General features: G+C 38.0%; 10 protein-coding genes and 1 pseudogene. 9 read left to right on the plus strand and 2 right to left on the minus strand.

Annotated features, from left to right (window positions below; genetic code table 11):
• Positions 1-35 precede the first annotated feature (35 nt).
• A complete protein-coding gene (locus ACSC97_RS11220; protein WP_004912000.1) occupies positions 36-767 on the plus strand; it encodes a histidine phosphatase family protein in 732 nt (243 codons plus the stop codon).
• Positions 768-955: 188 nt separating this feature from the next.
• Positions 956-3,671, plus strand: a pseudogene (locus tag ACSC97_RS11225) (M66 family metalloprotease).
• A 110-nt stretch (positions 3,672-3,781) separates the two neighbouring features.
• Here the strand turns inward: ACSC97_RS11225 and rpsT are convergent.
• Positions 3,782-4,048, minus strand: a complete 267-nt coding sequence (rpsT, locus tag ACSC97_RS11230) for a 30S ribosomal protein S20 (RefSeq protein WP_004639414.1) — start codon at positions 4,046-4,048, stop codon at positions 3,782-3,784.
• A gap of 213 nt (positions 4,049-4,261) precedes the next feature.
• Here rpsT and ACSC97_RS11235 point away from each other — a divergent pair, with 213 nt between their 5' ends.
• The 4 genes from ACSC97_RS11235 to ACSC97_RS11250 all read left to right on the plus strand — a co-directional run bounded on the left by ACSC97_RS11235 (position 4,262) and on the right by ACSC97_RS11250 (position 6,715).
• Positions 4,262-4,927, plus strand: a complete 666-nt coding sequence (locus tag ACSC97_RS11235; RefSeq protein WP_436660976.1) for a nucleoside-diphosphate sugar epimerase — start codon at positions 4,262-4,264, stop codon at positions 4,925-4,927.
• Positions 4,928-4,939: 12 nt separating this feature from the next.
• A complete protein-coding gene (gene rraA, locus ACSC97_RS11240) occupies positions 4,940-5,452 on the plus strand; it encodes a ribonuclease E activity regulator RraA (protein ID WP_004911989.1) in 513 nt (170 codons plus the stop codon).
• 12 nt (positions 5,453-5,464) lie between these two features.
• Entirely contained in the window at positions 5,465-6,253 is a 789-nt protein-coding gene (locus ACSC97_RS11245; RefSeq protein WP_004911986.1) for a glutathione S-transferase N-terminal domain-containing protein, read from the plus strand.
• Between the two features lie 108 nt (positions 6,254-6,361).
• Positions 6,362-6,715 (plus strand): hypothetical protein, encoded by a 354-nt coding sequence (locus ACSC97_RS11250; protein ID WP_436660979.1) that lies wholly within the window; start codon positions 6,362-6,364, stop codon positions 6,713-6,715.
• A gap of 77 nt (positions 6,716-6,792) precedes the next feature.
• On the opposite strand, the gene ACSC97_RS11255 is transcribed toward ACSC97_RS11250, so the two are convergent.
• Positions 6,793-8,319 carry an acetyl-CoA C-acetyltransferase gene (locus ACSC97_RS11255; protein WP_004954925.1) on the minus strand — a complete coding sequence of 509 codons (1,527 nt, stop codon included), beginning with the start codon at positions 8,317-8,319 and terminating at the stop codon, positions 6,793-6,795.
• A gap of 224 nt (positions 8,320-8,543) precedes the next feature.
• On the opposite strand from ACSC97_RS11255, the gene ACSC97_RS11260 reads away from it, so the two are divergent.
• The 3 genes from ACSC97_RS11260 to ACSC97_RS11270 all read left to right on the plus strand — a co-directional run bounded on the left by ACSC97_RS11260 (position 8,544) and on the right by ACSC97_RS11270 (position 12,190).
• Positions 8,544-9,935 (plus strand): 3-oxoacyl-ACP reductase, encoded by a 1,392-nt coding sequence (locus tag ACSC97_RS11260; RefSeq protein ID WP_004911977.1) that lies wholly within the window; start codon positions 8,544-8,546, stop codon positions 9,933-9,935.
• 67 nt (positions 9,936-10,002) lie between these two features.
• Positions 10,003-10,857 (plus strand): MaoC family dehydratase, encoded by an 855-nt coding sequence (locus ACSC97_RS11265; RefSeq protein ID WP_004962709.1) that lies wholly within the window; start codon positions 10,003-10,005, stop codon positions 10,855-10,857.
• Positions 10,858-10,936: 79 nt separating this feature from the next.
• Complete coding sequence (locus tag ACSC97_RS11270; RefSeq protein WP_436660982.1) at positions 10,937-12,190, plus strand: serine hydrolase domain-containing protein; 1,254 nt, start codon at positions 10,937-10,939, stop codon at positions 12,188-12,190.
• Positions 12,191-12,458 lie beyond the last annotated feature (268 nt).

Here is a 12,458-nt window from a genome sequence, read left to right on the forward strand (position 1 = left end):
TATAGTGGGTTAAATTTTTATATTACATAAATATTATGGCGCTACATTTATTGCCTAAAAGTATGTTTGAAGCTGTGGATTTATTGCCAGACACTTCAACGCCAGTCACCTTATTTACACGTCATTCATTACGAGAACTTGTCAATGGACAGGGATTTGCTGGTTATGATTTGCAGTTGACTGAGCAAGGGCGAGAGCTTGCATATGCTTGGGGGCAATATCTCATACAAAATACAGATCGAGCTATACATCACTGTATTTCTAGTCCTATCCAACGATGTGTTGATACGGCAGCCTTAATGATTGAAGGTGCTGATCAGTTACGTAAGGGTGAAAACACTCATACGATAGAGATTGTTGAACAGCGATTATTGGTTGAGCCAGGTAGTTTTGTATTAGACATTCAACAAGCTGCACCATATTTTCGTAAACAGGGTGCATTGGGGTTTATCAACAGTTTTGTGAATAATGCTTTGCCTGGCATGAAGCACCCTATTACAGGTGTATTTGATGTACTTGAGTTGCTTTATCATACACATCCAACACATCAAAATGGTTTAAGTATTGCTGTTAGTCATGACACTATTTTGGCTGCAATTGTAGCTGTCATTTCAGGTCAAACAGAAATTCAACAATCAGACTGGCCAGATATGATGGAGGGATTATTTGTTTGGTTTGAGGGTGAGGATTTTGCAAATAGCAAGTTAAAGTGGATTTGGCGTGGTCAAAAACAAGAATTATTAATTAAAGATTTTAAAGAAAAATAACTAACCCTTAGAGCTGACTAGATCACGATAACTAAATCTTTTAGATATTTTAAGATATTCTAAATTCATATTTTTTATCTTTTAGTAAAGATGATATTATTTTTAAATGCATGATTTTATTAATATTAACTAATAATCATAAACTTATCTTTATTGATAATTTATTACGGTTTATTGGGGGAAATGTGATGTATTTAAAACTTAAATATTTGTCATTATCTGTTCTTGCAGCAATGTTAAGTGCTTGTGGCGGCGAGTGCTTGTGGCGGCGGAAGTGGTGGTATTTCATCAACAGAAAGTAATATGGGGTCAGGAAGTTCGGGTGATTCTCATCCATCTTTTTCTGAAAAATACCCTGAGCCAACAAAAGATGTTATCGATGATACGGTTCTTGGTTTTTATGATTACGATAAATTAGGTTTAGCTCGTACTTTGAGGAATGATTTGAATGGAAGCTTTTCAGCTATGATTCAATTTGCTCAAAGTCATGTGGTTAATCCAAAAAATAATGAAAAAGATTACATGCCTCGTTTAACCTCTGAGAAAGAGGCACTTTTATTAGTGACACCATTAATCGAGATGGGGAATATTCAATCTTTAAAAGCTGAAATTTATCAGGGCAATCAATTGCTGAGAACGGTAGATTTGGATGATCCATCTCGTTTGGCAGCATCTGATCAATCAAATAATGATGGACGACCACTGGTGAACTATTCAAAACGTGCTTGGAGTACTGCTTTGAATTGGAATGAAGTTAAAGCTGGTTTGCATATTCGAATTATTGATCCCTTAACTAATCGTAGTGGTGACTTAGCAGAGATAGATATTGATTTTGCCGCTCCAGGTGAGTTAGTTGTGCAAAATATTCGTTTGGGATTACTTGCCGATCCACCTCAGTCTAACGGTCACTATATGCTGTTAGAACCAGCAAAAGCAGGAACAGATTATTTTCAGACTATTCCAGCTGCTCGAATGATTGTCACCAAATATGACGATTTAAAACTAGATAAAGTCATGGTTGCTAGTGGTGTAATTTATGATGCTGCCAGTGTAACGACTGGTGATGTCTATAGTGGTGATATGCGCGAAAATACGGCAAAGTCAACATTTGGGGTAGGTATTAATCTAGCAAATTGGGGAATTACCAGTGCCTCTATGGCGAGTCAAGAACAGCCTCAACTGACACAAAGTGTAGTTACACATCATGCTCGCGGTAAATACAGTAATGGTGACGTCACGCATGGATTGAGTGGTGGTAATGGAATGCTAACACTGATTGACTCTGTAGGTAATGAGTTTAGTCATGAGATTGGACATCACTATGGTTTGGGGCATTATCCCGGTTCCGTGAATAATAATATGTTTTGGGCTGCACATCATGCAGATAGTGGCTGGGGATATATCGCCTTTAGAAATAAAATGCGTGGTAATCTCAATTGGACATCGACAAATCTTGGAGATGGTAGTAATGGCGTTCCAAACTTTTTAAATAAGTATGCTTATGGTTGGGATGCGATGTCTGGCGGTTCGACTGCGAGTTCGATTTCGAAATATACACATTACACAGGCTATAGCACGTATCTCAAGATTCAACCTGCCTTTGATCGTTATGTCTGGGATAAAAACTCACCAACTGGTTATAAAAAGTGGAATGCTACAACACGAGCTATGGAAGTTGCACAGCCCAAAGTACCGAACTCTGGAAATGTTTGGTACAACACAGCTGATGGGAATTACTTAAAGCCAAGATTATTCGGTGTTCCTGTTTATACGATTCTGGGTGGATATGATCCTGTAAATCAAGTGGGTTTAATTTATCCAGCTGCAAGAGGGAATTGGGGTAATGTGTTTAACTTGCCTCAAATCAATCCAAATGATTCTACGGCAAGTTGTTGGTTAAATATTCGATTTGCATCAAATGAGCAAAATATTGCTCTAGCACCTCAACGTATGAATACGAATAGTAATGCCAATAAGTTCCATATTAATGTGGCTCAAAGTGAATCACCACAGCAAGTAGGTTTGTATTGTAGAAAAGCCAATCAAAAAGCAGTTTTACTTTCAACAATAATGATTCCAGCAAACAATGTACAAATTTCACCTTATGCAGAAATTGGTAAAAACGTTGGGTATTCAGCATTAAAACAAATTGAACTTCCGGTACTTGAGCAAGCTCTTTTGGAAAATGCTACAAGACCCGTGGTGAATTTGTCAGCTGATAATAAATTGTTGTTCGATTCATATCAAAAATTCAAAGATCAGCTTTCGATTGCAGCGCAGAACGAAATGAATCGTTATACCCAACAGCAAAACACGCTGTATCGTTTGAATCGCTGGATGAATGTATATCGCTCTGATTTAGTGAATCTAAATGCTGATGCAGTTAACGCTTTTCATGCTTTTCTAGATAAGCTAGAACTGAAAAGTGATTTTAATTTAGGCTCTGCGATGAGTTTAATAAATCGAACAAATTGTTTGAAAGCTGAAAAACTTGAAAATGGTCAATTCAATGCATTTATTAGTGGTGCTTCGGGTTGTATAGGCGATGACTCAGAAAAATGGGTTTACGATGCATTAGGAAAAATTCACAGCAAAAAATATATAGATCAATGCTTAGCAACTACTTCGGGTAATGTAATTAATTTACAGCCTTGCAGTAACAACCAAGCTAATCAAGTTTGGACTACTGATATGAGTGCTCAAGCGATTAAGCAGGCTAATCAATGCTTCGATTTGGAAGGTGGCTATCTGACGAATAATCGTGCACGCTTAATTCGCTATCGTTGCACAGGAGGAGCTAACCAGAAATGGACGATTCCATCTGCTAATAATAGTTTGATTCTTTCAGGTCTAACGGCTAAGAATTTAGCATTAACGACAAAAGTATTTGGATTAAACGAATAGCTTATACAAAAGAAAGGGGTGGTAGCTCTGCCTCTTTCCATTTTGATAAAATTTGAAAATCAAGAGATAATAAAAAAGCCCGAAAATCGGGCTTTTTTATGTGCAACAAATTAGTTAGCTAATGCTTTAATTTGAGCGTTTAAGCGGCTCTTGTGACGAGCAGCTTTATTTTTGTGGATGATGCCTTTGTCAGCCATACGGTCGATTACAGGTACAGCTGTTTTGTAAGCTTCAGAAGCTACAGCATAATCACCAGCAGCGATCGCATTTACAGTACGTTTGATGTAAGTACGAACCATAGAACGCAAGCTTGCGTTGTGTTTACGTGCTTTAACGTTTTGACGAGCACGTTTTTTAGCTTGAGCAGAGTTTGCCACTCGTGCACTCCTTGAAAATAAGTTGGTCTGGGCGGGCTGAAGTTAAAACCAATAAAATATTAGCAACATTCACCAGCCCGTAAACAAGTGCCATATTTTGAGGAAACTACGCCCCGAAGTCAAGCCTTGTGATACTTTTAAGTACATTTAACAGGTGATTATCTTGCAAGAAAACGTTACATTAGTCCAAGTGATAACTTGAGCGAAATAAAAATGAAAATAGGTGCGAAGAAGGCAATTATTATTGGTGCGACAGGTTTAGTCGGTTTGGCTTTGATTGAACAATTACAATCGTCTGATGACTTTGAATCAATCACGGTGGTTGTTCGTAAAAAAACTGATAAATTAGATGCTTATACTAAAGTGACTCAGTTCGTTCTTGAAGATTTTTTATTACTTAATGACGAAGATGTAAATGGTTTTACCCATGCTTTTAGCTGTTTGGGAAGTACGATCAAACATGCTGGTTCTAAAGATAAATTTTATGCAATTGATTATGAAATTAATGCGCATTTTGCAGATTTAATTCAAGATAAAAACATTCATCTCTTAATTATTAGTGCGCTTGGAGCGAATGCTAATTCGCCGATTTTTTACAATAAGGTAAAAGGTCAGTTAGAAGATTATTTGAAAAAATTGTCAATTTATAAGTTATCGATCTTTCAGCCTTCTTTGTTGATTGGAAAACGCAGCGAAGTTCGTTTATTGGAAGATACAGCGCAAACACTGTTTAAGCTTGTAGAAAAAACGTGGACTAAGCCGTTTAAATATAAGCCTATCAGTGCAGAACAATTGGCGCATACTATGGTGATTGCGGCTCAAACACAAACAGCAGCATTTAAACTATATGATAATTTAGCGATTCAGCAGACCCAATAAAGGAGAACTTTTGTGACAACAGTACCTTTCGTTACCTGTGACTTATTAGATGATAATCCAGATAAAGAGTTGCAAGTTGTAACACCTTGCATGGATGGTAAATTTTTTAAGAGCTACGGCGCACGTAAGACGTTTGGCGGTCAGATCGTTACCGTTAAATGTTATGAAGATAACTCTCGTGTTAAAGAACTTTTAGCGACCGATGGTACGGGTAAAGTCTTGGTTGTTGATGGGGGTGCATCAATGCGTTGTGCTTTGATGGGGGACTTAATTGCTGATTCGGCTGTAAAAAACCATTGGAATGGGGTGGTAATTTACGGTTGTGTACGTGATGTCGATGCAATTGCGGAATTAGACCTGGGTGTGCATGCATTGGCTGCAATACCGCAAAAAAGTAATCGTAAGGGCATAGGTGAAGTAGACATCACATTGTATTTTGGTGGTGTGACCATTAATTCTGGCGATTATATCTATGCAGATAATAACGGAATTGTGATTGCCAAAGAAAAACTAGTCGACTGCTAAAAGGATAACAGTATGCTTAAAATGGTGAGCCATCAGTTTAAAGTTTTACAATCAGTAGCTGCAACACTTATCGAAGGTGGGCGTGGTGTGTCAGGAACACCATTTCCGAATCAGCCTGAAAAACCAATCAAGCTATACGAATTTGAGGGTTCACCATTTTGCCGACGTGTTCGTGAAGTTATTACGCTTCTGAATTTGGATGTTGAAATCTATCCATGTCCGAAAGGTGGTGAAAAATACCGTCAAATCGTAAAGCAAAAAGGTGGGAAAAAGCAGTTTCCATTTTTAATTGATGAAAATACAGGTGATCAGTTATACGAATCACAAGACATTATTCATCATTTATTTAAGCATTATGGAAAAACGGGACAAACTCCAAAAAAATATAGTCATTATCCTAAATTGCCGTATGTATCGACTTTGGCTACTGTTGCAAATGCAGCTCGTGGTGTTTGGATTAATAAGAAAATTATTAATCGCCCAGCGCCAACGGAGCTTTTAGAGTTATGGAGTTTTGAAGCTAGTCCGTATACGCGTTTAGTACGTGAAGTATTATGTGAATTAGAATTGCCTTATGTGTTGCACAATGTGCCGAAAGAGCGTTGGCAAGATATGGGTCCTGCGATTTTGCGTTTAAAACCAGGGAAATATATTCCACTACCAAATGGTAAGCGTGAAAAGACTGTTGAAATCATGGGGCGTGATATTCAGGTTCCATATTTGGTTGATCCGAACACGGGTGTGAAAATGTTTGAATCAGCTAAAATTGTTGAGTATCTAAAGAAACAGTACGGACAATAAATATTGAAAAAGCACCTTCAAGAAGGTGCTTTTTTATCATTTGGTTGTTGCACTCATGATTGTTTTGCAGCTTAAATACTTTAGTAAATATTGTGATGTGATCAACTAATGTTTAGGCAGTTATCTAGTTTATTCAAAAGCTCAAAAGAGACACCAGAACAATTGTTTTTGAAAGAGCATGCTTTAACCTTTGATAAGGAGTGTGGTGCTATATTGAAGGGTGTAAAACTGAATGAACTGTGTTTTCGTCTGGAGTATTTTTCAAATCGAAAATTAGATCACTTTGATGATTTGGCAAAGTTGTTTGAAATCAGTCCACAGATAAATGAAAAAATTGATTTAGAAATTCATTCGCAACGTTTTATAGAACGCTTGGGGAATACAGAAGAAAATCTCAAAGAGTTCAAAGAAATGATCAAAATTTTGAATGATTATTATGTGAAATTTCAAAGACCAAGATAAGCCAATATGTCCTTATGAATAGTAGTATAAAAAAAGCTGAATCAAATGATTCAGCTTTTTTGTGGGTAATCTAGCAATTATTTTTCAATAATAGCAGTTACACCTTGACCACCAGCAGCACAGATCGAAACTAAGATACGACCTGAACCTTTTTGGTTTAAGATTTTCGCAGCAGTCGCGATGATACGACCACCAGTAGCAGCGAATGGGTGACCAGCAGCTAAAGAAGAACCTTTAACGTTTAACTTGCTACGATCAATTGAACCTAAAGGTGCATCTAAACCTAAACGCTCTTTACAGAATTTCTCATCTTCCCAAGCTTTCAAAGTAGAAAGAACTTGTGATGCAAATGCTTCATGGATTTCATAGTAGTCGAAATCTTGAAGTTTAAGACCAGCACGCTCAAGCATACGTGGAACTGCATAAGCAGGCGCCATCAATAAGCCTTCTTTCTTCCCAACGAAATCAACTGCAGCTGTTTCAGAGAAAGTTAAGTAAGCTAGAACTTCGTGACCATTTGCTTTAGCCCATTCTTCAGAAGCTAAAAGTACACATGAAGCACCATCAGTAAGTGGAGTAGAGTTACCCGCTGTCATCGTTGCAGCTTCGCCCTTACCAAATACTGGTTTTAATTTTGCTAATTTCTCAGCAGTAGAGTCAGCACGTAAGTTGTTGTCACGGCTTAAACCTAAGAAAGGAGTAATTAAGTCATCGAAGAAACCTTCTTCGTATGCTTTTGCCATTTTTTGGTGAGAAGCAGCAGCTAAAGCGTCTTGATCTTCACGAGCAATACCCCACTCAAGAGCAGTAATTGCTTGGTGATCACCCATAGATAAACCAGTACGTGGTTCACCATTTTTAGGTGCATCCATAAGATCTTTAACGTTGATTTTAGATAAAGCTTTTAAACGATCTTTACCAGTTTTAGCAATGTTAAGTTCAAGCAATGCTTTACGTAAACCATCACCGAAAGCGATTGGAGCGTCAGATGTTGTATCAACACCACCAGCGATACCTACTTCGATTTGACCTAAAGCAATTTTGTTTGCTACTTGGAATGCTGCTTGCAAACCAGTACCACAAGCTTGTTGAAGATCACAAGCTGGAGTTTCAGGAGCAAGTTGAGTATTTAACACACACTCACGTGTCATATTGAAGTCACGGCTGTGCTTTAATACTGCACCTGCAACAACTTCACCTAAGCGTTGGCCTTGTAGGTTGAAACGCTCAACCAAACCGTTTAACGCAGCTGTAAACATATCGATGTTTGAAGCTGTGAAATATGCGCCGTTAGAGCGAGCGAAAGGAATACGGTTACCGCCGATAATGGCTACACGACGAACGGTGTTTTGGCTCATGGTTTTATCCTGTTGAACAGAAGGTTTGGTTGTTTTAGCTGAAGCTGCTTTAGTAGATGTAGAAGAAGCAGTGCTTTTAGAACTACGACTGGTAGAACGAGTACGAGTCGTTTTAGTTGTCGTATTAGCTGCTTTAGGAGTTGTGTTAGCAGCTTTACGTGTAGTAGAAGTTGCTTTTGATGTATTTGACACATTCTCTTGAGCAGAATTTTCGACTGCTGGATTTTCTTGAGTTGTTTTGCTCATAAGGCTTTTCCAAGCATAATTGCGATATTCTCACTATAACATTAGCATATTTCAAATACTGCTGTATTGACTAGAATGACGCTTTAGACCACATTCAGGTCAAGACATCATGACATGAACTCAAGTATGATTTGCTACGAGTCAATCAGACATTGATTTTGTGTTCTAAGGTTAACACGTCATAAATGTTTGAAAAAAATTCATTTGTATGAGAGATAATAATCATGACTGATCAATACCAAGCATTTACACAATCTCCTTTGGGTAAATTTGTTGTAAAAAATTTAGGTTTGCCATCGCCAGCTGCTCTAGACCGTTTTGAAAGTGCGCAACCAGTTGTAAATGGTGCAGTATTGCTTGGCGCAGCACCTTCAAGCACGATTTCTGCTTCTATTGCTCAAATCCTTAGCAATATCCATGCAGACAGCTATGTAGGTAATAATGTTGAATTACAACAAACTGCTGCAAAAGTTGGTTTAAATCTTCGCCCTTTAAATGCAGATGATAAAGAGTCTAAATTTAAAGCAGTTGTATTCGACGCTTCTGGTATCCAAAATTCAGAACAATTAAAAGAGTTGTACAACTTCTTTAACCCAATCGCTCGTCAAATCTCAAATTCTGGCCGTGTGATTGTGATTGGTACAACACCTGAAACAGCTAAGACTGTAAAACAAGCGATTGCGCAACGTGCACTTGAAGGTTTTATCAAGTCTGTTGGTAAAGAATTCAAAAAAGGTATCACTGCTCAAGTGGTTTATGTTGATCAAGGCGCTGAAGCAAATCTTGAATCAACTTTACGTTTCTTAATTTCTCCTCGTTCAGCATACGTTTCTGGTCAAGTGATTCGTGTATCTAAAGCAGATAATGTTGACCTAGATTGGGCTAAACCTTTAGCAGGTAAAACTGCTTTAGTTACTGGTGCAAGCCGTGGTATCGGAGAAGCGATTGCAAATGTACTGGCACGTGACGGCGCGCATGTAATTTGTTTAGATGTTCCACAACAACAAGCTGACTTAGAGCGTGTTGCTGGTTCTATCGGTGGGTCAGTATTAGCAATCGATATTACTGCTGCTGATGCAGGTGAAAAAATCAAAACTGCTGCTGCGAAGCAGGGCGGTTTGGATGTGATTGTTCACAATGCTGGTATTACACGTGACAAAACTTTGGCGAATATGAAGCCTGAGCTTTGGGATTTAGTGATTAACATTAACTTATCTGCTATCGAGCGTGTTAATGATTACTTACTATCTAATGATGGTTTAAATGCAAATGGTCGTATCGTTTGTGTATCATCTATCAGTGGTATCGCTGGTAACCTAGGTCAAACGAACTATGCTGTTTCTAAAGCAGGTGTAATTGGCTTGGTTAAATTTACTGCACCAACTTTGAAGAACGGTATTACGATCAATGCTGTAGCACCAGGCTTCATTGAAACTCAAATGACAGCTGCGATTCCATTTGCGATTCGTGAAGCGGGTCGTCGTATGAACTCAATGAACCAAGGTGGTCAACCAGTCGATGTAGCTGAAGCGATTGCATGGTTTGCATCAACGGGTTCAACAGGCGTAACGGGTAATGTTGTGCGTGTATGTGGTCAAAGCTTACTAGGTGCTTAAGCATTAGGGTTTTGAAGAGGGGTGCGATAGCATCCCTTTTTTATAGAAAAATATCAAAAGGTTAACTATGAATACTCGTCATTTTAGTGAATTACCAAAGCCTTACTTAGCTTATCCAAAAGTTATTCAAGGTCTTATCTTTAAAAAGCCAAAAGGCGAAAAAGTATTACCACAAGTTGAATACGTGGTTGATACTCTTAAAATTGATACGAAACATTTAGAAAGCTATAACGAAATTTGTGGTTTCAAAAATGATGGTTTCGTACCAGCAATTTACTTAGCTGTGTTATCTCAAAGCTTACAAATGCATATGATGACCAGTGAAGCATTTCCATTTGCAATTTTGGGTTTGGTTCATATCCGTAACCAAATTAAACAAACTCGCAAAATCGGTGTGAATGAGCAAATTACGCTTTCTTGCAAATTTGGTGAGCTTAAACCACACGATAAAGGTTTGCAGTTTGATTTTATCACGACTGCAAAAGTAGGTAGCGAAGTGGTGATGGAAAGCTTAACGACTTATTTATCTCGTCAAAAGGTTGAGAAAAAAGCTGCTGAAAAATCTAAAGAAGCTCAAGAACCTTCATATCAACCTCAAGCTGAATGGAATATCTCTGAAAATACAGGTCGTCGTTATGCGATGATTTCTGGCGATTTTAACTTGATTCATATCCATGCTGTTACAGCAAAAGCATTTGGTTTTAAACAAGCCATTGCGCACGGGATGTGGAGTAAAGCAAAAGCTTTGGCGAACGTTCAACTTCCAGATGCTTATGAAGCTGATGTATGGTTTAAATTGCCTATGTTCTTACCATCTACAGTTGAATTTTTAACTGCTACAGATGCTAAGCAAACTGATTTCTTGATTCGTAATGTGAAATCGAAAAAACCTCATGTCGCTGGGACTGTAAAAGCAATTTAAGATGTAATTTTCATTGAGATCTATCTCTTCTGTTCGCAGGAGAGATTTTCTTAAAAATAATATTATAAGGATGTGTGCTTTGATTAAAGAATTTCTTTTTGCCAATACTGAAAACTACCATGGCACAGTTGATGAACGATTCAAAGATTTAGCGACTCAATTTAGCCGATTCCAAGATGCTCGAAGCCATGAAGGCGGAGCTGCTTTGGTTGTGTATTTCCAAGGTCAAAAAGTTGTTGATATTTTTACTGGTAAGAAATCACAAAATGTAGCTTGGCAAGCTGATACTTTAGCAATGTGTTATTCAACGGGCAAAGGGATTCTAGCGACTCTTGCACATATCTTGGTCAGTGAAGGTCTATTAGACTATGATAAGCCAATTGCAAAATATTGGCCTGAGTTTGCTCAAAACGGTAAAGAAAATATTACCTTACGTCATGTCCTTTCGCATCAAACTGGTTTATTTGATATTCGTAATCTCATCGAGACCGCAACAGAAATGCTCGATTGGCAACATATGTTAGATGTTGTAGCTGCTGCGACACCGAGATTTGCAGCAGGACAAAGTTATGCTTATCAACCATTAACCTATGGATGGATTCTTGGTGGTGTAATAGAGAAAGCAGCCAAGCAACCTTTAAGTTGGTTGATGCAACGTTATCTAGTCCAACCTCTTGAATTAGATGGTGCTTATTTTGGAATTCCGACTAGTGAATTAAGTCGAGTGGCTCGCTTATTGGAAAGGCCGAAACCTGCAACATCAGCTAAACCTCATTCCAAAAAAGACAAGCAACCACGTAAAGCCTCATTGTCTGAAAAATTATTAGAATTATTTGGTCAAAGCCCGCAAGATTTTCAGGATGCCATGATTCCAAAAGGTATGCGGAATTTTAGTTTTTATAGTGATGAAGGATTGCAAGCTGTTATTCCAGCAGCAAATGGCGTATTCACAGCGAATAGCCTTGCTAGAGTCTATGCAATGCTTGCAAATAAAGGACAATGGAATAATCAGCAACTGATTCGCCCAGGTGTATTTGAGCAGTTAAGTACAATTCAAACCACTTCACGAGATCGTGTTATGCCAATTCCGATGCACTGGCGTTTAGGTTATCATCGTATTTTGACGATGGGTAAACGTGCACCACATGGCTTTGGACATGTCGGCTTTAATGGTTCTGGTGCTTGGTGTGATTCAGATCGAGAGCTTAGTTTTGCTTATACGCATAATTTTAATATTACCTCCGCAACAGGAGATTATCGTTTGTGGGGGTTAAGTCAAGAAGCTTTACGCTGTGCAGATGCAGTGATTAAAGGAAGAAAAGGGTGGTTTTAACCACCTTTTTTTTATTATTAGAACATTAAGCTACTTGTAGTTTCTCTGAGAAAATAAGTCATTTTCAATCATAAAGTATGGCTGCTTATAATTAATAATTATTAAATAAAACTTAATAAATGAATTCATCGTGTGCGCTACTAGGCATTGTTAGAGGTGGATCAGGAAATTTGAACAACACTTATAAGTGATATTTTGCTCCCCAAATGATGTTATAAACATCAATATATGGAGTATTTTATGGCACGTAGACCAAGAAGAAATCATT

Origin of the sequence: Acinetobacter sp. P1(2025) (genome assembly GCF_051390655.1) — a bacterium.
In the GTDB taxonomy this organism is placed as follows: Bacteria; Pseudomonadota; Gammaproteobacteria; order Pseudomonadales; family Moraxellaceae; genus Acinetobacter; species Acinetobacter junii.

Coding starts and splice junctions, on each gene's coding strand:
- ACSC97_RS11260 (WP_004911977.1), top strand. CDS start 8,544: ATGACTGATCAATACCAAGCATTTACACAATCTCCTTTGGGTAAATTT.
- ACSC97_RS11255 (WP_004954925.1), bottom strand. CDS start 8,319: ATGAGCAAAACAACTCAAGAAAATCCAGCAGTCGAAAATTCTGCTCAA.
- ACSC97_RS11265 (WP_004962709.1), top strand. CDS start 10,003: ATGAATACTCGTCATTTTAGTGAATTACCAAAGCCTTACTTAGCTTAT.
- ACSC97_RS11235 (WP_436660976.1), top strand. CDS start 4,262: ATGAAAATAGGTGCGAAGAAGGCAATTATTATTGGTGCGACAGGTTTA.
- ACSC97_RS11220 (WP_004912000.1), top strand. CDS start 36: ATGGCGCTACATTTATTGCCTAAAAGTATGTTTGAAGCTGTGGATTTA.
- ACSC97_RS11245 (WP_004911986.1), top strand. CDS start 5,465: ATGCTTAAAATGGTGAGCCATCAGTTTAAAGTTTTACAATCAGTAGCT.
- ACSC97_RS11250 (WP_436660979.1), top strand. CDS start 6,362: ATGTTTAGGCAGTTATCTAGTTTATTCAAAAGCTCAAAAGAGACACCA.